Origin of the sequence: Neptuniibacter sp. SY11_33, from assembly GCF_047778025.1 — a bacterium.
Classification (GTDB): Bacteria; Pseudomonadota; Gammaproteobacteria; order Pseudomonadales; family Balneatricaceae; genus Neptuniibacter.
In genome coordinates this window covers 2,386,177-2,406,307 of record NZ_CP180543.1, presented here as the reverse complement: position 1 = coordinate 2,406,307, position 20,131 = coordinate 2,386,177, and the positions used below count along the sequence as shown (strand labels likewise).

Below are 20,131 nucleotides of genomic sequence, written 5' to 3'. Positions count from 1 at the left end.
ATTCACGTTAATCTCTGAGTCCCACAATAATTAGTAACTGACATTAAAAGTCCAGTTCAGTAAAGTAGATAGCTCTATTTACCAACCCTCGTTGGTGAGCAATTTTTACTGCATCAGGGCACGGATGTTTCAGGTTTATCACTCCAACTCGATATTGGTCCTTAAGGATCTCTTAGTTGAATTAATTCGACGCGACCCGATCGCGGACCCCTTTATCTCTGAGCAAATTTTGGTGCAAAGCCCAGGTATGGCGCAGTGGCTCAAACTTGAGTTAGCACAGGCATCTGGGATTGCGGCATCAATCGATTTTCCTCTACCTGCGTCGTTTTTGTGGAAGAGCTTTTCCAACGTTTTGGATGATGTGCCGGAGCGTTCTGCCTTTACCAAGGAAGCCATGGCTTGGAAGTTGATGTTGGTGTTACCAGATCTGCTGATTGAACCTGAGTTCCACCCGCTACAAACCTATTTGGCAGACGATGAAGAGGATTACCGCCTCTATCAGTTGTGCAACAAAATTGCTGATATCTTCGACCAATATTTGGTTTATCGTCCCGATTGGATTGCTGATTGGGAGCAAGGCGGAAATTTGGCCGCTGCCCGTCACAGCTGGCAGCCAGTCCTATGGCGAGCATTGACCGATTACACCCTGTCTTTAGAGCAATCTCATTGGCATAGGGCCAATATGTTTGGCGATTTTGTAAAGCTGCTTCGTCAACGCTCTAACCTGAAACAGTTACCGCCACGTCTGTTTGTCTTTGGTATATCAGCGCTGCCGCAAAATTATATCCAAGCGCTACAAGCCTTAGGTGAGCAAGTTGATGTGCACCTGATGATTATGAACCCTTGTCGCTACTACTGGGGGGACATTTTAGATGCTGCTCAGATTGCGAGGGTTAATCGTCGCTGGTTTGGCAAACCCGAACTAGAGATGAGCGAGTACGCCCAAGGTAACCCGCTTTTGGCGTCTATGGGTAAACTGGGCCGTGATTATATCTATCAGTTGCAAGATAACGCGGTTGAAGAGATCGATGCTTTTGCTGAACCGGAAAGGCACTGTTTGCTGAACAGCATTCAGCAGGATATTTTGGATTTAGATAATCCGACCTCATTCCCTGAAGATCCAAGTCATAGTGAAACAAAGCATAGCGTTGATGAGCTAGACCGCTCGATAGTGTTGCATAGCTGTCATAGCCCGCTGCGTGAAGTTGAGGTTTTACACGATCAGCTGTTAGCCAAATTTGAGGAAAACCCTGAGTTAAAACCTCGCGATATTATTGTGATGATGCCGGATGTGGCAGCTTACGCGCCTTATATCGAGGCGGTGTTCTCTAATGCACCTTCTGAGCGCTACATACCATTTTCTATATCGGATCGAAGTAATCGTCAGGAAAACCCTTTGTTACTTAGCTTTGAGAAAGTGCTCAAGCTAAATAGCAGCCGTTTTACCGTATCTGATGTATTAGAGTTACTGGAAGTACCTGCGATCTTGCGTCGATTTGGTTTGGATGATGATAGCTTCCTACGTCTTCGTTATTGGGTTGATCAAGTCAATATTCGCTGGGGACTGGATGCTGAACAACGAAGTGTCTGGGAACTGCCACTATTTGAGCAAAATAGTTGGCGCTTTGGTTTGCGCCGTATGCTCGCGGGTTATGCATTAGGCGAACAAACGGCGTATTGGCAAGAGATCTCGCCATACACTGAAGTGGAGGGGCTAGAAGCTGAGCTACTCGGTAAGCTTGCTGATTTTATTGATCTGTTGGAAGAAGCGAAAACCTACTTCGGCCAGTCGCTCTGTTTAGATGAATGGGTTGCGGTCATTAACCAATTGTTGGAAGCGTTTTATCTTGCCGATGAGCAAGATGAGATCGCTTTGAACTCAATTCGCCAGACGCTACAAAATCTGCAAGAACAGCTATCAGATGCTGAATTTAATCAGCCGTTATCCTCTTTAGTGATTACCGATTATCTGTTGAACGGGATGAACCAACAGCGCTCATCCCAACGCTTTATGATTGGTGCGGTTAACTTCTGTACCTTGATGCCGATGCGTTCGATCCCGTTTAAGGTGGTTTGTCTGCTTGGCATGAATGATGGAGCGTACCCGCGGAGTATCCCTCCGGTTGGTTTTGATTTGATGACCGATTATCCGCGCAGAGGCGATCGTTCCCGTAGAGATGATGACCGTTATCTCTTCTTGGAAGCGATGCTATCAGCACAGGAGCAGCTTTATATTAGTTTTGTCGGACGCTCTATTCGCGATAACAACCCTAAAATACCTTCGGTCTTGGTTAGTGAGTTACTCGATTACATCGAACAAGGTTATACCTATGCTGCCGATGCCTGCCTGCCATATACCGATAGTGGGCAAAAACTGCGACAGTCGTTGATCCAGCAGCACCCGTTAGTCGCTTTCAGCCCACAGTACTTTGCTGAGCACTCGCAGTTGTTTAGTTATGCCGCTCAATGGTTGCCAGCTGCTGGGGCCGATACTAAGCCTCTACTGAAATTTATAAATCAGCCGTTGGAAAACGAGACTCTTTCCGAATTAGAACTCTCCGATCTTATTCGCTTTTTGAAGAGCCCGTGCCGCAGTTTCTTTAATCAGCGGTTGAAAGTGTATTTCAGTCAGGGCGAGATCGAAGCACAGGACGAAGAACCGTTCGCGTTGGATAACCTGGAATCTTATCTTATTAAACAGCGTTATCTGGATACGGCGTTGGCAGAGCAGTCGCTAGATCAATTGGATCAAACGGTATTAGCTGAGGGTATTCTTCCGGTGGCTCAGGCGGGTGAGTTAACACTGCAGAAAATACGTCATGACTGTGAAGAGCTTGCTGAGAAGATCCGGCCTCTCTGTGAAGGTACTCCTGAACGAGTTGAAGTGAATTTGGACCTCGATGGTGTACGTTTGCAAGGCTGGATTGACCATTGCTATCCGGATCATTTGTTGCGTTATAGACCAGCGCAAGTCAATGCGCGGGATCGCTTATCTACCTGGGTTGAGCACTTAGTTCTGTGTGCGCTGGGCGTGCGTAAAAACACGGTGTACCGCGGTTTGTCTGGTAAGGCGTTCTATCGCCAAGTTGAATCTACAGAAGCGCGTCGTTTGTTAACTGAGCTGGTGTTGTTCTATCAGCAAGGGATGATGATGCCGCAAGCTTTTGATGCTTCATTGGCTCATGATTATTTTGCGCAACGAGCTAAAGATCCTGATAAGGCTTTGCAAAGCTTAGAAAAACGTTTCTACGGAGACAGTTTCATCATCGGGGTTCTAGACGACCCTTATGTGCGTCGGGCATTCCCCGATTTTAATCAATACACCGAGCAGTTTATTCCTTTGGCAGAAGCAGTTTACGAGCCCCTGCTAGCCTATGTAGAGGAGGGGAAAGATGACTAGTGTACTTCCGCTAGAGCCGTTTACTTTTCCTCTTATAGGACAGCAGCTCATAGAAGCCAGTGCTGGTACCGGTAAGACCTACACGATTACCGCTTTGTATCTGCGATTACTACTAGGCCAAGGGGATATCAGTGATAAACCATTAGGGCCTGATCAGATCTTGGTTGTGACCTTTACCGAGGCCGCGACGGAGGAGCTGCGAGATCGTATCCGCAGTCGAATCGTCGATGCGCGAAATGCTTTTCTGTTACCAGATGTCAGTGATCCGTTTTTAGATCAGCTAAAACAAAATACAGCAGATCATGAACAGGCGATCAAACTGCTCGAACAAGCGATTCGGCAGATGGATGAAGCTGCAATCTTTACCATCCATGGTTTCTGTCAACGGATGCTTAAACAGCATGCGTTTGAAAGCGGTTCGTTATTTGAGAGTGAGCTGACCCAAGACGATCAAAGCCTGATTCGAAGCGCGGCGATCGATTTTTGGCGTAATACCATCTATCCACTATCAGGCCCACTAAGTAGCCTAGTGATGCAGTATTGGTCGAGTCCTGAATCACTGATGATGGAAATACGCGGTTTGCTAAGCCGCAGTGTTCGGGTAACGCCAGACTTGTCTGATCAAGATCTGGCTGGGGCTTATGAGGCAAGGTTAGAAGCGCTGAATGAGTTCAAGCAAGCATGGCTACAGAATGAAGATGATCTGGTTGCGCTGGTTCAAAGCTCAGGGGTAAACAAGCGCAGTTATACCAAGGCAAATCTACCGAAATGGATTGCCCAGATCGATGATTATGCGGCATCAGAACAACTGGAGCCGAATAAAAAGCTAGTTACAACACTGCAGAAATTCACCTCATCGGTATTGCGGGAGAAAACGCCAGAAGGTGCAGAATACCCTCAGCATCATTTGTTTGAGCAGTTAGAAACCTTGTTAGAGGGAGCGGTTCCGGTTAAAGAGATACTGCTAAGTCGTGCATTGAAAGAGGTTCGACAGCGTTTAGCCCGAGCTAAAAAGCAGTATCAGGTGCAAACCTTTGATGACTTGCTGATCGACCTTCATCAAGCCTTGTACAGCAACAGTGGTGAAAGCTTGGCCGGTGCTATTTGTGAACAGTTTCCGGTCGCAATGATTGATGAGTTCCAAGATACAGACCCACTGCAGTACGGCATCTTTTCAACGCTGTACAAAGATGTAAATCGACATGCCTTGATCATGATTGGCGACCCGAAACAGGCGATCTATGCCTTCCGTGGCGCCGACATCTTTACTTATATTCAGGCCCGTCGCCAAGTACCGCAGACCTTTACCTTAGAGACTAACTGGCGTTCGACCACGCCGATGGTTGAAGGGGTAAACCATCTTTTCCAATCGGCTGATTCTGCTTTTATCTATGATGAGGATATTCCATTTATCCCCGTTAAAGCAGCAGATAAGGGTGGTAAGCGCTTAAAGATTCAAAACGTCGAACCTCCCGCTTTAACCTTATGGCATCAAGAAAGTGATGAGCCGCTAAATAATGCGCAATACTTAGCGACTTATGCTCAAGCTACAGCTTCAGAAATAGACCGCTTATTGTCTGGTGATACGCTGATAGGAGATCGAAAATTACAAGGCTCAGATATCGCAGTGCTGGTAAGAGATCGTTTTGAAGCAGAAGAAATTCGTAGAGCATTGGCTGTCTATGAGCACCCTTGTGTTTATCTGAGTAACAAAGATTCTGTTTTTAAATCTCAAGAAGCAATCGAACTCTCTTTGCTGTTAACGGCAATTGAAAATCCGCTGAATGATCGAGCGCTGAAAGCTGCTTTAGCAACAGAGTTTATGCAGCTCGATATGCATGATCTTGATCGACTAAATCATGATGAATTAGGTTGGGAGAAGGTGATCACTGAATTTAGTGATTATCGTGAAATATGGTTGCGCTTAGGTGTGTTGCCCATGTTAAACCGACTGATTCATCAACGTAATCTAGCTGCGATCACGCTTGAACAGGTATCCGGAGAGCGTCGTTTAACCAACATGCTGCATCTGGCAGAGCTATTGCAACAAGCGAGCGCTGAAAGAGAAGGTATAGCTGGATTGATTCGTTGGTTTAACGAGCAGATTTCACAGCCTTCTGGCGGTGGTGATGAGCAGGTTTTACGCTTAGAAAGCGAGCGAAATCTGGTAACTATTGTAACCGTGCATAAATCTAAGGGCTTGGAATATCCAGTGGTATTCTTGCCTTTTGCTTGCCGTTTTAAAGAGCAGAAAAGTGCTTTTTATCATGATGAATCAGGCGAAGCTGTTTTAGACCTTAAAGCTGAACCGGAAGCGTTGGAAGAAGCGGATAAAGAACGACTGGCTGAGGAGCTACGTCTACTATATGTGGCTCTAACCCGCGCGGTTTATAGCTGCTATATCGGTATCAGTCATATCAAGATCGGTAATAGTAAAAAGTCCCGCTTGATCGATAGCGCCTTGGGGCATCTTCTTCTGCAATCTGGTATTGAGTTGGATGAAGCCTTACAGGCACTTGAGCAGCATACTGCTATCCAAGTCTTAGCGCCGCCAAATTATGGCTCTCAGAAAGATCTATTTGCGGTTGAGGAAGAGCAAGCGGCGCATCTAGAAGCACGTAATTTTGAGCGTAAAATTGATCGCGATTGGCGTGTCAGTAGTTACTCTGCGCTGAGTAAACATCAGGCTAGTCATATACCTGAACTTCCAGGGTTGGATCTGGAAGTTGCTGCGGAAGGGCAGGAACAGGTCGAAGAAGTTATACCTGACGAAGATAATATCTTTACCTTCCCAAGAGGCGCCAATGCCGGCACCTTCCTGCATAGCGTCTTTGAAGAGATCAGCTTCGCGCGTTATCAGCAGGTTATGTTGGAATCGGATGAGTACCGCACTCAGCTTAAAGATCAGCTACAGGTAGCAGGCTACGAAGAGCGTTGGCAGCTTGTGATCGAAAAGCTGATAGAAGATGTTCTGGCAACTGACTTAAACGGACAAGGGCTGCGTTTAAACCAGATCAACGATGAAGACAGGCTGGTGGAGATGGAGTTTATGCTGAGTGCAGAACACATCACGGTAGGTCGTTTAGAATCCTTGATTCGTCGTTACGATCCTCTAGCGGCTAAGGCTAAACCGCTTGCTTTTGAGCCTTTAAGAGGGCTGTTAAAAGGTTTTATTGATCTGCTCTTCCGAGATGGCGAGAAGTACTTTGTCTTGGATTACAAATCTAACCACCTAGGTTATGAGTCTTCCTGTTACACCCAAGAGGCAATACAAGAATCGATGATTGATCATCGCTACGATCTGCAATATCTACTCTACACCCTCGCGGTGCATCGGTTACTGAAGCAACGTATTCCAGATTACGATTATGAGCGGCATTTCGGGGGCGTTTATTACTTGTTCCTCCGTGGCATGGGCGGTGAAAGCACTAATGGGGTGTTCCATGATAAACCGGATATTGAATTGATTGAAAAGATGGATCTGATGTTTGCCGGGGAGGTGGTTGATGTCTGATACATATCTACCCCATCTGAAACAATGGTCGCAAGAAGGGATCATCCGTTCAGTCGATTATCAACTTGCAGCGTTCGTGGCTGAACAAAAACCTGATGATTCAGCATTACCGCTGCTTGCCGCTTTGGTTAGCTTTGAGTTGGCCTCGGGTAACGTGTGTCTGCCTTTAGAGAGGTTGATCTCACCAACAGGCTATTGGTCTGAAGAGATAGTGTCTCTTGTCGAATCTGTTGATTGGAAAACGCTAAAACCTGATACTCGTCTGTTGATGTTGGGGACTAATGAATCTCTAGAAAGTGCGCTACTGGTTCTAGATCAGGGGCGTTTCTATCTGCATCGATACTGGCAATATGAGATCCAAGTCGCTAAGCAGTTGAGCAAACGTACTGTGCCTGTTGATGTGGATCTACCTTTGCTGGGCGATCATCTTACGCAACTTTTCCCAAAACAAAACGAAGAGATCGACTGGCAGAAGGTAGCGGCAGCGGTCGCGATTCAGAAACGTTTCTCGGTAATTAGCGGTGGTCCGGGTACAGGTAAAACCACAACGGTTATTAAACTGTTGGTTCTGTATATTCAACAGATGCAGGCTAAGGGCTTAGATATCAATATCCGCTTAGCTGCCCCTACGGGTAAGGCCGCAGCGCGTCTAGCTGAATCGATTAACTCGGCAAAACTGAAATTAGCATTACCTGCCGAGCTTGCTGATCTCGTGCCTTCGGAAGCCAGCACACTTCATCGTTTATTGGGTGTTATTCCGAATCAGATAGGTTTTCGTCACTACGGGGATAACCCGTTGCACTTAGACCTGTTGGTGTTGGATGAGGCTTCGATGGTTGATCTACCTATGATGGCGCGTCTTTTGGATGCGCTGCCTGATCACGCACGACTAATATTGCTTGGGGATAGAGACCAGCTTGCGTCGGTAGAAGCCGGAAATGTTTTAGGAGATATCTGTAGTTGGCCGGGAGAATTGGATTACAGTGCTAATCAACAACAGGTATTAACCCAGTTAGGTGCATTTCCTCAGGCTCAAACATCCGGCTTGGCTCAATCTTTTTCTGATTGTTTGGCGCTTCTACGTAAAAGCTATCGCTTTGATGATAAAAGTGGCATCGGCTATATGGCGAAAGCGGTTAACTCGGGTAATGTTGACCATGTTAAGCGGGTGATGGCTAAGGGATTTGAAGATCTCAATAATCATTACTTGTCTCGTGACAGTTACGAAGAGATGATCAATCTGGTTGTTTCTTTTTACAGTGAACTGTTTAGTCATGTTAATCCTGAGGCTTCACCAAAATACTTATTGGATCGTTTAGGTGAATTTCAGCTGCTGTGCGCGCGTCGTGAAGGTGTATATGGCGTTGCCGGTCTGAATGAGCGTATTCAACAAGAACTGCGCAGCAGGGGCTATATCAAAGGCTCTGATACTTGGTTTGCTGGTAGACCGATTATGATCACCCGCAATGATCCTGCACTGAAATTGTTTAATGGTGATATCGGTATTGTACTTGCCGATGATAGCGGAAAACTAAAAGTGTGGTTTGAATTGGATGGCGAGCTACGTAGTGTGCTACCGAGTCGCTTGCCTGAACATCAAACTGTTTTTGCGATGACTGTACATAAAAGCCAAGGCTCTGAGTTTGATACGGTAGCGTTTATTTTACCGCCGGATGACAGCCCTTTGTTGACGCGAGAGCTTGTGTATACGGGGATTACCCGGGCACGTAAAACCTTGCATCTATATGCGACTAAGACGGCTTTGTTTGCTTCTACAGAGCGGAAAACGGAAAGGTCTGGTGGCTTAGCTGTGAGGTTATGGGATGGTAGATAAAAATAAAGCCTGATCAGGTGTTGTACCTAACTCAGGCTCTTATCTATATCACAGCGGTAATGGATTAACGGCGACGACGCGCTGGATGCTGTGGGTGTTGCTCATTCTCAATACGAATAGGTTGTACACGTGGCGTGTTGTTTCCTAAGGAATACAAGAAAACTACGCCTGCTGCGATGGCAACCAATGTAGCAAATGTCATCATAACTCACTCCTAACTGGTGAAAGACCAGTACAACTGTCTAGCAGTATAACTCAATAAACAGGCTTATCATTATGTAGCGGCTAATATGGAAAAAATTTTAGTCCTAGCCTGCTATCTAAACAGTTATATGGGCATCAGGGAGTAATTTAAACCCCCTGTGCGTTTAAATATGCTTCTAGCTCAGTGAAACCACCAATATGTTCTTGGCCGCAGAAAACTTGAGGCACGGTAGTCACAGGTTTACCCACTGTTTGCTCTAGATCTACTTTGCTGATGCCTTCCTGGTGTATATCGATATAACGGTAATCAAGCTGTTTAATTTCACAAATCTGTTTTGCGCGGGAACAAAAACCACAACCTTCACGACCAAAAATAGTAATACGTTTCATCTGTCTTCCTCCGTTTAAGTGATGTGGTAATTGAAACAGAGGCGGCTGAATGATCCCAATTGGATCTCTTTATCTAAGCGATTGGTTCTTTTTATGGAACATTTTGATGAGAGCTATATAAGCAAAGGTATGGTTTTTTGTAGGACTTTAAGATCGTTAATATGTGTTGTGAATACTATTTTGCGCCGCACAAATTTAGCTTAAAAGGCGTGAAATCGGGGCTTTCAAGGTTTGTCCCCAATCTTTGTGGATAACCTTGTAAACAACTCATATCTAACTTCGTTAAAGGTCGATAAAACCTTGCGATTAACGAATTGGTTAAAAATTAACCATTGGTTTATCTATCTGATTTTAAAGGGCTTTTAGGCTGATTTGATTGCAAAAACTGGTTTTTGAGTGGCTAATCATCTATTGCGTGTAAAGTTACAGGCCTGTAATTAATGTCAAGGGGAATGAACGATAAATTTAGATTTTTTTATTGATTAAGGTCCTTTTTACACAATAAAAAAACCGGAGTTCAAACTCCGGTTTTTTGTGTGTTTAAGCTGAAGTGGTTAGAACCACTCATCCTTACGCTTTTTACGTTTAGGGAAGTAAGGAAGGATCAAACCGAGGAATACTCCACCTAGCGCTACTAGACCGCCGTGTGTAAACCAGCGCATTAGATTGCTCTCATCGCTTGATTCGATCTTAAAGTTTAGATCTTTTATAGAGGCCTTAAGCTCTTGGACTTCAGCATTGAGTGTCTGATTGTCTCTTTTTAATGCTGCAGATTCTTGCTGTAGGGATTCGATCTGCTGAGCTTGCTCTGTCACGGTTGTTTGGCTTTTCTCTAAGCTGCTTTGAAGCTTAGGCAAGCGTACTGACATGCTATCGCCAGAATCAATCGCAGAAGGTTCTACCCAACCGATACGGCCTTGAGGCATACGGATCTGCGCGTATTTAGTTTTAGGGTCCCGTTTTAGGATAGTAACAGCGGAGCCACTTTTAATGCGGGTAATGATTCGATACTCATTACTCGGGCCGTTATGCACGTAGACCATTGCATCGTCTGCAATATGGCCTTTTTCCGCTTGAGCAGATACAGAGAATAGTAGGAGAGAAGTCAGTAATAACTTTTTCATTGATACATTTGTTTGAACGCTAGAATTTGGCATATTGTACGGATTAAACTGGTTGCTTAACAGGTTGTTTTTGGGGTTATTCTGATTTCATTTTTCTAATTTAGAATAAATAGTGCAGAATACCCGGAAGCGAGACAGCCTCAGCAGCCTGTTTGGCTGTTGTTCAGATTCGTTTTGATTAAATTCGTTCACTTTTTTTTAAGATCTTTCTCAGGGGAACCTTAATGGATAACTTCTTTGATGCTTACGTATTTCCATGGATTGTGGATATTGCGCTTGCACTGGCTATCTTCTTCATTGGTCGTTGGGTCGTTAAGCAGGTAATCAAACTGCTTGAGCGCGTTCTACGCAAAGCCAAAGTAGAAGATATGTTGGTAAACTTTGTCTCCTCAATTGCGAGTGTTGTATTACTACTCTTCGTAATTGTTGCCTCTCTAAATCAGCTAGGTGTTGATACAACATCACTAATTGCACTATTGGGTGCTGCTGGTCTAGCGATCGGTCTATCTCTACAGGATTCCCTGAAGAACTTTGCAGCAGGCGTAATGCTGGTCATCTTTAAGCCATTCCGTGAAGGCGACTTCGTAGAAGCGGCTGGCGTTGCAGGTGTTGTTGAACATATCCAGATCTTCAACACAATCATGCGTACTGGTGATAACCGTGAAGTAATCATTCCTAACGGTGCAATTTACAGCGGTGTAATCACAAACTTTTCAGCGCGTGATACGCGTCGTGTAGACATGGTGTTTGGTATTGGTTACGACGATGATCTGCGTAAAGCGAAAGAGATTTTGAACGAGATCATTGCTGCTGATGAGCGTATTTTGAAAGATCCTGCGCCAGTTGTTGCTGTATCTGAACTAGCTGATAGCAGCGTGAACTTTGTTGTTCGCCCTTGGGTTAATTCTGCTGATTACTGGGCAGTACTTTGGGATACTACTGAGACTGTGAAACTACGTTTTGACGAGGAAGGTATCAGCATTCCTTTCCCTCAGATGGATGTACATCTTCACAAAGAAGAGCAAGCGTAAGCTTCTCTTTTCTCCTTCTACAAAAAGAGCCTGATTTATCAGGCTCTTTTTTTATCTATCCTTCATAGTCTTTCTAGTTTGCTGCTTTACTCGGCCTGCTCAACTTCAGAAGAGTAACCACCGTCTGATCTATCTCGTAGTATTTTCTTAAGCTCGTTTCTTAATTGAGCATTGTCCTGTTTAGACTTTTGCGCTTCGAGTCGATATTTAAAGATCTCTTCGTAGCGTGATTCCAGCTTCACTTCCATGTTACTGATTGTTTTTTGCTGCGTTGCGAGCTGATCTTCCAAGTCATCAATCTGGGTTTGTAGGTCTTCGATTAAGCCGTAGCCAGAATGGCTGTCGTCGCTACCTGTAGCGCTTTCTTTCTCGGTTGATTGTAGCTCTGTGACTATATGGCTATAGAGCGCTTTAAGATCAGCTTCTTCACGACTGTTATAGCGGATTGTATTTTCAATCGCTTTATGGGCACTGGCTGCGCCTATAGAGCCGGCTAGCACGTGCTCTACCATGCGATGGAACTCTACCAGCTCAATAATGGTGATCTGCAGTTTATCGATAACCTGAAGGTCTTCTGCAATAGTGCGGACCTCTTGCTCTGCTTTATCTTCATGCAGATAGTTTGAGAGTAGGCTATGTGCTTCTTCCAGTTTCGGTTGCAGTGAAATATAGGCATCTAACCCTGTAGGCCTTGCGCGACGCGAATGGGAGGAGTTCATCGCACTGATAAACTCAGTGGTTAGATTTCTTTCGCTTTTATTAGGGCTAAAGATAATTGAGCCAATAATGTAACTGCCAATATTAAAAATAAGAGACCAAAATACCGCATGGCTTACAGGGTGTAGTCCGTCTAAGCCAAACAGAGCTTCTGGGCGCAGCGCAGTAATATTCCATGGACCTTGAACTAACAGTGCTTCTGTAAACCAGCCATGTTTGATGAAGGTTGGAATAAGTAGGCAGTAGGTCCAGATAATAAAACCAGTCAGAAGTCCTAAGAAGGCGCCAAGGCTATTACCTTTCTTCCAGAACATACCGCCAAACAGAGCTGGCGCAAACTGCAGCACAGCCACGAAAGAGAGGAGGCCGATAGCTGCCAGAATGTAGGAATCTGCAAACTCTTTAGCAAACCAGAGGCTGCCGAGAAGAATCAAAGACACCATCACCCAGCGAAGCTGAAGAAGGTAGCTACGTAATGGTTGTAGCACAGGGATTCTTTCTAAGGTCGGCAAAATAAGATGGTTAGATGCCATGGTTGAAAGCGTCATCGTTGTGATGATGATCATACCTGTAGCTGCAGAAAAACCACCAATAAAGGCTAAGATAGTCAGGCTTTCACTACCGGCTTGTTGTGGCAGAAGTAACACGAAAAAGTCTGCATTTTCGGCGGGCATCCCCATTAATAATCCAGCTGCTGCGATAGGTACGACAAATATATTGATACCTATCATATAAGCAGGGAAGAGCCACATAGCGGTTTTAATGTGGTTTTTGTTGGAGTTCTCGACCACTGAGACGTGGAACTGGCGCGGTAGTGTATGAATCGCTGCGAAGCTTAAGATCAGTAGAGTGATCCACATTACACCGCTATTTTCTCCGTGGTTCATGCTAACTAGATGTTCTAACCCGGCAGTCTGTATACGACTGTATATATCGCCAAAGCCATCAAACAGTGTGTAAGTAACAAAGAAACCAACAGCGATAAAGGCAATAATTTTAACGATACATTCGGCAACTAAAGCCGCGATCATGCCTTGATGGCGTTCAGTTGGATCTAAGCGTCTGACCCCAAAGATAATGGTGAAACAGATCATGAAGATAGTCACCATCCATCCCGATAGATCAAATGCAGAGCCTGTTTGTGGTGTATCAGTGATGATTGAGAAAGAGCTGATAATCGCTTTTAACTGGAGGGATATATAAGGAACTATGCCGATTAAAGCGATGATAGTAACGAGGGCTGCGATCTTTTGAGAGCGGTTATAACGGGTGGAGATAAAGTCGGCAATACTGGTAATGCGGAAGGTTTCTTTGGCTTGTACCATCCGTCTGAGCGAATACCACCAGAAACAGATACCAATTAATGCCCCTCCGTAGATACTGAAAAAGAGCAGCCCCGAATTAGAAGCAAACCCAACACTGCCATAGAAGGTCCAAGAGGTATGGTAAACCGCTAGCGAGAGGGCATAAATCCAGGGATTTCCTGCGCTCTGCTCACCCTTATTTTTAATCCGTTTTTCTACCAGCTGTGCGATAGCAAATAGGATGCCCATGTAAACGGTAACGTACAGAATAACTGACAGCGGTGTGAACATAATATCCAGCTTATTCCTCGGGGTTAGATTCTTATCTTAAACCCTATAGATGCTTCGCTGAAAGGTGTCAAAGGAAATAACTTACTGATACCTAATCAAAAAGCTTAAATTCAACAATAAAATATAGTGCAGTTGTTTAGGTTTATAAGAAAAAGCTGTTATTTGCTGGAGGATGAATCTTGTTCGGCGTGATGGTCACAGCAGTTTTTAGGCATAGGTACAGGGTCATAACCGCCATCGTTGTAGGGGTGGCATTTGCTAAGTCGTTTTAAGCCCAGCCATACGCCTTTAAAAGGCCCGTGGAGTTTAATCGCCTCAATCATGTAACTTGAGCAGGTAGGGTGAAAACGACAGCGAGGACCGATAACAGGGCTGATAAGGTATCGGTAAATATTTACCAATCCAATTAGTAGTGAGCTAAGGCAGCGCTGTAAGAAGGAAAGCATTGTCTAATACGTTGTTATGAAATGTTTTTTGAAAAAAATACCGGGTAAGAAAAGGCTTACCCGGTTATATATCCGGGGAGGATTAAAACAATATGTGATCTTTAGCACCACTAAAAAATGAAAAGAGGTTAAAAATCACAGAGAGCTAATTATAAGGATTCTAATGTAGATTAAAAGTTAAACAGTAGTTCTTATCTGATTTTTAAGCCTTCCCACATGAATTAGGGTATGTGGAAAGGCCTAAAGAGCGACTAATCGAAACCTCAGATCAGAGGTGTTCTTCTGCGTATTCAGCCAGTCTTGAGCGGAATATACCTTCTAGATGAACATTCGCAGCGCCTTCGTAGTCTTTAAAACGCTCAACAAGATAGGTTAAGCCGGAAGTGAGCGGTGTTAGATAATTCGAGTCAATCTGTGCGAGGTTACCCAAACAGATGATCTTCGAGCCCTTACCGCATCGGGTTACGATGGTTTTTAGCTGTGATGGCGTTAAGTTTTGTGCTTCATCTAAGAGTACAATCGCTTCTTGAATGCTGCGGCCGCGGATAAAATTTAGCGATTTAAATTGAATATTCGCTTTCTCAATTGCGTATTTTACGCTGCTTTGTGGGCGCTCATCGTGTTCGTGCATCGCCTCTAAGTTATCTTGGATCGCGCTCAGCCAAGGCGTCATCTTCTCTTCTTCAGTACCCGGTAAAAAGCCAATGTCTTCGGCAACTGGCGGGGTAGAGCGAGTCACAATGATTTTGTTGTAGCGCTGCTGCTCAATCACCATCTCTAAAGCGCAAGCAAGAGCGATCAATGTTTTACCAGAACCTGCTGCACCATTGAGAATGACAAGATCAAGATCAGGGTCTAAGACCGCATCCATTGCAAATGCTTGGAATACGTTAATCGGTTCAATGCCCCAGCAGTTCTGCTGCATTAAACGATCGACACCTAAGTCCCTCAATGTAATTTGACCATCGCGTACTGAGGAAACGCGCGCGGCAAACTCCTCAGAATCATCGTAGATATATTCGCAAGGGTAAGTTTCAGGTAGCACCGATTGGGCAAATTGATGGTAAGTGTGGCTGCCTTCTTGGTAGCTTTTAATATCATCGACGCGCTCCCAGAAATTGCCTTCCATATTGCTATGCCCGGCGGGTAAAAGCTCAATGTCTGAAACAAGCTGATCGGTACGATAATCTTCAACCCGTTTTAGCCCTGCGCCTAAGGCTTTTAGGCGCATATTAATATCTTTGGTAACTAAAATAATATCGCGATGAGGATTGGTTGCTTGGAGATGAAGCGCGCAGTTTATGATCTGATTATCTTTATTGGAGTTTTGCGGCAAAAACCCTTGCCGAGCTGTTAACTCATGATCGGGAAAGATACTGAGTTGGCCTAATTTCTTTTCACTGTTTGCAGCGGTAATAGGGATAAATATATCGACCCCTTTGGTGATCGTTGCAGCGTCATCAGCATAACTAAGAATGTCGTCTATGGCCCGTATAGCGGCCCTAGCTTCTTGAGATACATTTTTCTTTCGGTCCTTAATGTCATCTAACTCTTCTAAAACAGTCATCGGGATAGTGATGTCCTGTTCTTTAAATTCATACAGACACTTAGGATCATGAAGAAGTACGTTTGTGTCGAGTATATAGAGTTTAGAGGCAGTCATAGCCGGTTCCTTATATAGCCGAAGGGAATATGTGTACTAATGAAATTATAAAAATTAGAAAGTTTGAACTGATCAAAGGTTGAGAGTTTTGGAGGCTTTTTAAATTCGCTATGCATCGGCCGATAGCGGCCAAAGCTTGAAAGGCGCTTAGCTACTTCAAGCACAGCAGAGTAGGCTGCTGACCTAGAGATAGACTCTGTAGGTTTCGGAGTCGTAATGATTATTCTGTAACTGACGTACTGTGAAATATGATCCACCACGAAGTCTCAGATAATTGCTGAATACTAAGCTAAGACAAATTTGAATCTGAATTAGCACAGCTATTACTATGTAAGATAGCTTAGTAATACATAGGTTCCAGTTGAATGACAAGTGACAAATTTGCTTTGAAGGATTTTTAAGATGGCAATTAATTCTATTGTGGTATTAACCGGTGCAGGAATCTCCGCTGAATCCGGCATTCGGACATTTCGTGCTGAAGATGGTTTGTGGGAAGACCATAAGGTAGAGGATGTTGCTACCCCGGAAGCCTTTGTGCGTGATCCGCAGCTTGTCCATCGTTTTTATAATCAACGCAGGGAGCAATTGCTGTCTGATCCAGTTAGGCCGAACGCAGCCCATATTGCATTAGCTGAGTTAGAGAAGAAGTTTCCCGGTCAGTTTATGTTGGTGACACAGAATATTGATAACCTGCATGAGAGAGCAGGTAGTCAGAACTTGTTACATATGCATGGTGAATTGTTAAAGATGCGTTGTAGTGACTCTGGTCAGGTCTATAAAGAGACGGGGCAAACTGAACCGAGTGATTGTTGCGATTGTTGTGATCTATCGGGCACATTGAGACCGGATATTGTCTGGTTTGGTGAAATGCCGATGTATATGGATGAGATTTATTCGGCTTTAGAAAACTGTGATCTGTTTATCTCCATAGGTACGTCTGGTCATGTTTATCCAGCTGCTGGATTTGTGGAAGTGGCGGGAAGGTCTTCGGCGTTGACGGTAGAACTGAACTTAGAACCATCAAGGGTAGAGTCCGCATTTGATCACCGAATTTATGGCCCTGCGAGTGAAATAGTACCTGAATTTGTTGCGGATATTATCAAGCAGCTTTGAAATATTTGATTGATTTATAAGTGAATTTTTTGATTTTTTACAGATGCTGTCTATAGTTTCTTAAGGAACTTCACTGAGATGTCGGCTGTCTGAAAATTTGCTGTTTGTGAATCTTACCCCAACCTTTAAGTCTCTTTATTTAATTCGTGTATTCACAAAATCTTAACAGCAGACGTTTAAGACTAAGCACATTGTCGCCGTCGTTTAATAAGAAGAACGAAAGTGATGTTCAGCCGAAAAGTTATTTTGGGATCGGCTAAACAGGATTTATTTAGCTCGATCCATGGAGGTGGTCATTATGATGACAGAGCAATACGTTACGACCAGTATTACCCCCTTAGAAAGCCTTAATTCTCTTTCGCCTTATGAGGTGGACCAGTTGCAGGATGCGAGTCAGGGGGGATTATTTCGTCTATTTCGCCAGTGTTCTTTGGCGGTTTTGAATAGTGGTAGTGAATTAGACAGTACCAAACTGGTTTTAGATAAGTATGCAAAATTTAATATCACAATCAGTCAAAAGCATAGAAGTGTTCAACTTGAATTGGTGAATGCACCTGCCACAGCCTTTGTGAATGGCGAGATTATCACGGGTATTCGAGAACATCTTTTCTCTGTTTTACGTGACTTACTTTATGTCGGTACAGAGTTAGATCACCGCTGTTCTGGTCTTACCGAATCGGAAGCCACCACGAATATGGTCTTTCATATCCTTCGCCATGCTGGCGCGATACGCCCGCATGTAAAACCCGATCTTGTTGTCTGCTGGGGTGGTCATTCCATTAATCGTGTTGAGTACGATTACACCAAAAAAGTGGGCTATGAAATGGGCCTACGTGGACTGAATATATGTACTGGCTGTGGTCCAGGAGCGATGAAAGGCCCGATGAAAGGGGCTACAATTTCCCACGCCAAACAACGTCAAAAAGAGGGGCGTTACGTCGGGATTTCAGAACCCGGTATTATTGCTGCCGAAAGTCCCAATCCGATCGTAAATGAACTCATCATCATGCCGGATATTGAAAAGCGTTTAGAGGCTTTTGTCCGCTTAGGTCATGGTATTGTGGTGTTTCCTGGAGGGGCAGGCACCGCTGAGGAGATCCTTTATATTTTGGGTATTCTTCTGCATGAAAAAAATCATAGCCTACCATTCCCGCTGGTATTAACGGGGCCTGAGGGTAGTGAAGAGTATTTTGAAACGGTCGATAACTTTATTCGCTCCACATTAGGCGATGAAGCTGCTAGCAAATATCAGATTATCGTTGATGATCCTCACGAAGTGGCGGAAGTGATGCGTGAAGGATTGGAACAGGTGACCCGTTATCGTAAGGCCACCAGTGAATCTTTCCATTACAACTGGCAGATGCATATACCGGAATCTTTCCAACAACCTTTTGAGCCAAACCATGAAAATATGGCGAGCTTAAAGCTAATTAAAGATCAGACTGACTTTGAGTTAGCGGCAAATCTGCGTTGTGCTTTATCGGGCATTGTGGCGGGGAATGTTAAAGAACCAGGAATCAGAGCAATTGAAGAGTTTGGCGCATTTGAAATCTGCGGTGAGCCAGCAATTATGGCCTCGATGGATAAGCTATTAGGGTCTTTTGTTGATCAACGAAGAATGAAAATTAACTATCAGGAATACCAACCTTGTTATCGTTTGAAACATGAGACGGAGGTGGAAGAGGTTTAATCCTCCTCGGGTTTGATTTCTGATTGTGGTGAGCAGACGAGGTTCCTACCCCTGGATTTAGCTTGGTAAAGAGCTGAGTCTGCAGCCAAAAAAAGTTCTGATTGGTTCTTTCCATAGTCTGGGTAAGACGCTACGCCAAAGCTCCCCGTAATTTTTATCTGATGCTCTGCATAATTTAATACTTGTTGAGACAGTAGTTGTCTCAATTCTTCCGCTATATCTTCTGCTTCATTCAAGCGGGTATTAGCAAAGATCAACGCAAACTCCTCGCCGCCCCAACGGAATAGAAAGTCTGTGCTTCGTATATTGTTGACTAAAATGCGGGAAATTTCTTTTAAAACGTAGTCTCCTGCTAAGTGGCCATATTGATCATTAATTGTCTTGAAATAATCGAAATCGAATAAGCAGAGGCTTAGCGGGTTCTGATGTCGTTCGGCGAAGTCTAGCTGTATATCAAAGATGCGTTTGAACTCTCTGCGGTTACGCAGTTTGGTAAGTTCGTCGTAGGCCGCTAGCTCTAATAGTTTAAACTCTAGTTGTTTGTAGTCGGTTATATCTTTAACCATACCTGTAACCCTAATGGGCTTCCCACAGGAAGAACGTAAAGATATACAGCCTAAATCGTGGACCCAGATATAGTGACCATTACGGTTGCTCATACGATAAGTCGCTTCATAGCGCTCACGTTTACCTTGGATATGTTCTTCTAACGACTGTAGCACCATGGGTAAGTCTTCCGGGTGAACATTGTTCTTCCAGGTATCAACAAACGGTTGCATCTCTTCTGGACCATAGCCCACCATCTTTTTTAGCTGAGGGCTGAAGTACACGTGATCACTGTTGATCTCCCAGTCCCATAGTCCGTCTGTACAGGCATTTACCGCGAACCAGATCTGTTCTGAACGTTCCTGAGTTTCAGCTTCTATAGCACGGCGAGCGCTAATATCTCGAGCGACGGAGAGGAAATACTCTTTACCTTGGTGTTTAATGAGAGAGGTATTTACTTCGACGGGGAGTTCGGAGCCATCTTTTCTGATATGGCTACCGATGAAGGTGAATTTCTTATTTTGGCGGATAACATCAGCTATTTTTAACCAGTGCTCATGGCAATGAACATCTTTTTGTAACGAGAGTACCGAATGGTGCAAAACTTCCTTTTGCTCCATTTGTAGATCTTCATAACCAGCCCTGTTGACCCAAATAATGTTTGAGCTTTCGGGGTCGATCAAATAAACAGCATCCATCATGCTTTCACGAATAACTTCAAGTAGAGGGATCTCTATTGAAGCTTCGCTAGTTTGAGTAGCCATAGCATCCAGCATATAAATAATGATCTGCTTAATTAAGAAATTAAGCTGAAGGTTGAATGCAGTGTACTCCTTTAGGAGGGGGTAAGGGAACCTATAGGTT

13 protein-coding genes are annotated in these 20,131 nt (G+C 44.3%); 6 read left to right on the top strand and 7 right to left on the bottom strand.

Annotation, left to right across the window (positions count from 1 at the left end; genetic code table 11):
- Positions 1–124: 124 nt before the first annotated feature.
- Genes recC through recD form a run of 3 tightly spaced genes read left to right on the top strand, consistent with a single transcriptional unit; the run spans position 125 to position 8,748 of the window.
- Positions 125–3,400: an exodeoxyribonuclease V subunit gamma gene (gene recC / locus ACMXYV_RS11410; RefSeq protein ID WP_415888617.1), complete on the top strand. Its 3,276-nt coding sequence runs from the start codon at positions 125–127 to the stop codon at positions 3,398–3,400.
- Complete coding sequence (recB, locus tag ACMXYV_RS11405; protein ID WP_415888616.1) at positions 3,393–6,914, top strand: exodeoxyribonuclease V subunit beta; 3,522 nt, start codon at positions 3,393–3,395, stop codon at positions 6,912–6,914. The genes recC and recB overlap by 8 nt, the downstream gene beginning before the upstream one ends.
- Positions 6,907–8,748, top strand: coding sequence for an exodeoxyribonuclease V subunit alpha (gene recD, locus ACMXYV_RS11400; RefSeq protein WP_415888615.1), 1,842 nt, complete (start codon positions 6,907–6,909; stop codon positions 8,746–8,748). The genes recB and recD overlap by 8 nt, the downstream gene beginning before the upstream one ends.
- A 64-nt stretch (positions 8,749–8,812) precedes the next feature.
- Here the strand turns inward: recD and ACMXYV_RS11395 are convergent, their stop codons facing one another.
- From ACMXYV_RS11395 to ACMXYV_RS11385, 3 genes are all read right to left on the bottom strand, one after another.
- The gene (locus ACMXYV_RS11395) at positions 8,813–8,953 is read right to left on the bottom strand and encodes a hypothetical protein (RefSeq protein ID WP_415885180.1); all 141 of its coding nucleotides are present in this window, start codon (positions 8,951–8,953) and stop codon (positions 8,813–8,815) included.
- A gap of 146 nt (positions 8,954–9,099) precedes the next feature.
- Entirely contained in the window at positions 9,100–9,342 is a 243-nt protein-coding gene (locus ACMXYV_RS11390; RefSeq protein ID WP_415888614.1) for a GrxA family glutaredoxin, read from the bottom strand.
- A 554-nt stretch (positions 9,343–9,896) separates the two neighbouring features.
- Positions 9,897–10,466, bottom strand: coding sequence for a TIGR04211 family SH3 domain-containing protein (locus ACMXYV_RS11385; protein ID WP_415888613.1), 570 nt, complete (start codon positions 10,464–10,466; stop codon positions 9,897–9,899).
- Positions 10,467–10,690: 224 nt separating this feature from the next.
- Here ACMXYV_RS11385 and ACMXYV_RS11380 point away from each other — a divergent pair, with 224 nt between their 5' ends.
- Positions 10,691–11,497: a mechanosensitive ion channel family protein gene (locus tag ACMXYV_RS11380; protein WP_415888612.1), complete on the top strand. Its 807-nt coding sequence runs from the start codon at positions 10,691–10,693 to the stop codon at positions 11,495–11,497.
- Positions 11,498–11,583: 86 nt separating this feature from the next.
- Here ACMXYV_RS11380 and ACMXYV_RS11375 read toward each other — a convergent pair whose 3' ends face one another.
- The 3 genes from ACMXYV_RS11375 to ACMXYV_RS11365 all read right to left on the bottom strand — a co-directional run bounded on the left by ACMXYV_RS11375 (position 11,584) and on the right by ACMXYV_RS11365 (position 15,918).
- Positions 11,584–13,809 (bottom strand): hypothetical protein, encoded by a 2,226-nt coding sequence (locus ACMXYV_RS11375; RefSeq protein ID WP_415888611.1) that lies wholly within the window; start codon positions 13,807–13,809, stop codon positions 11,584–11,586.
- A gap of 158 nt (positions 13,810–13,967) precedes the next feature.
- A complete protein-coding gene (gene yidD / locus ACMXYV_RS11370) occupies positions 13,968–14,255 on the bottom strand; it encodes a membrane protein insertion efficiency factor YidD (RefSeq protein WP_415885175.1) in 288 nt (95 codons plus the stop codon).
- 268 nt (positions 14,256–14,523) lie between these two features.
- Positions 14,524–15,918: a PhoH family protein gene (locus tag ACMXYV_RS11365; protein WP_415888610.1), complete on the bottom strand. Its 1,395-nt coding sequence runs from the start codon at positions 15,916–15,918 to the stop codon at positions 14,524–14,526.
- 402 nt (positions 15,919–16,320) lie between these two features.
- Between ACMXYV_RS11365 and cobB the strand changes: the two genes are divergently transcribed.
- Together cobB and ppnN are read left to right on the top strand one after the other, a co-directional pair.
- Positions 16,321–17,031 carry a Sir2 family NAD+-dependent deacetylase gene (gene cobB / locus ACMXYV_RS11360; protein ID WP_415888609.1) on the top strand — a complete coding sequence of 237 codons (711 nt, stop codon included), beginning with the start codon at positions 16,321–16,323 and terminating at the stop codon, positions 17,029–17,031.
- 298 nt (positions 17,032–17,329) lie between these two features.
- Positions 17,330–18,721: a nucleotide 5'-monophosphate nucleosidase PpnN gene (gene ppnN / locus ACMXYV_RS11355; RefSeq protein WP_415888608.1), complete on the top strand. Its 1,392-nt coding sequence runs from the start codon at positions 17,330–17,332 to the stop codon at positions 18,719–18,721.
- Here ppnN and ACMXYV_RS11350 read toward each other — a convergent pair.
- Positions 18,718–20,031, bottom strand: a complete 1,314-nt coding sequence (locus ACMXYV_RS11350; RefSeq protein ID WP_415888607.1) for a diguanylate cyclase — start codon at positions 20,029–20,031, stop codon at positions 18,718–18,720. The genes ppnN and ACMXYV_RS11350 overlap by 4 nt on opposite strands.
- Between the last annotated feature and the right edge of the window lie 100 nt (positions 20,032–20,131).

Coding starts and splice junctions, on each gene's coding strand:
- ACMXYV_RS11365 (WP_415888610.1), bottom strand. CDS start 15,918: ATGACTGCCTCTAAACTCTATATACTCGACACAAACGTACTTCTTCAT.
- yidD (WP_415885175.1), bottom strand. CDS start 14,255: ATGCTTTCCTTCTTACAGCGCTGCCTTAGCTCACTACTAATTGGATTG.
- recD (WP_415888615.1), top strand. CDS start 6,907: ATGTCTGATACATATCTACCCCATCTGAAACAATGGTCGCAAGAAGGG.
- ACMXYV_RS11395 (WP_415885180.1), bottom strand. CDS start 8,953: ATGATGACATTTGCTACATTGGTTGCCATCGCAGCAGGCGTAGTTTTC.
- ACMXYV_RS11390 (WP_415888614.1), bottom strand. CDS start 9,342: ATGAAACGTATTACTATTTTTGGTCGTGAAGGTTGTGGTTTTTGTTCC.
- ACMXYV_RS11380 (WP_415888612.1), top strand. CDS start 10,691: ATGGATAACTTCTTTGATGCTTACGTATTTCCATGGATTGTGGATATT.
- recB (WP_415888616.1), top strand. CDS start 3,393: ATGACTAGTGTACTTCCGCTAGAGCCGTTTACTTTTCCTCTTATAGGA.
- ACMXYV_RS11385 (WP_415888613.1), bottom strand. CDS start 10,466: ATGAAAAAGTTATTACTGACTTCTCTCCTACTATTCTCTGTATCTGCT.
- ACMXYV_RS11350 (WP_415888607.1), bottom strand. CDS start 20,031: ATGGCTACTCAAACTAGCGAAGCTTCAATAGAGATCCCTCTACTTGAA.
- cobB (WP_415888609.1), top strand. CDS start 16,321: ATGGCAATTAATTCTATTGTGGTATTAACCGGTGCAGGAATCTCCGCT.
- recC (WP_415888617.1), top strand. CDS start 125: ATGTTTCAGGTTTATCACTCCAACTCGATATTGGTCCTTAAGGATCTC.
- ACMXYV_RS11375 (WP_415888611.1), bottom strand. CDS start 13,809: ATGTTCACACCGCTGTCAGTTATTCTGTACGTTACCGTTTACATGGGC.
- ppnN (WP_415888608.1), top strand. CDS start 17,330: ATGATGACAGAGCAATACGTTACGACCAGTATTACCCCCTTAGAAAGC.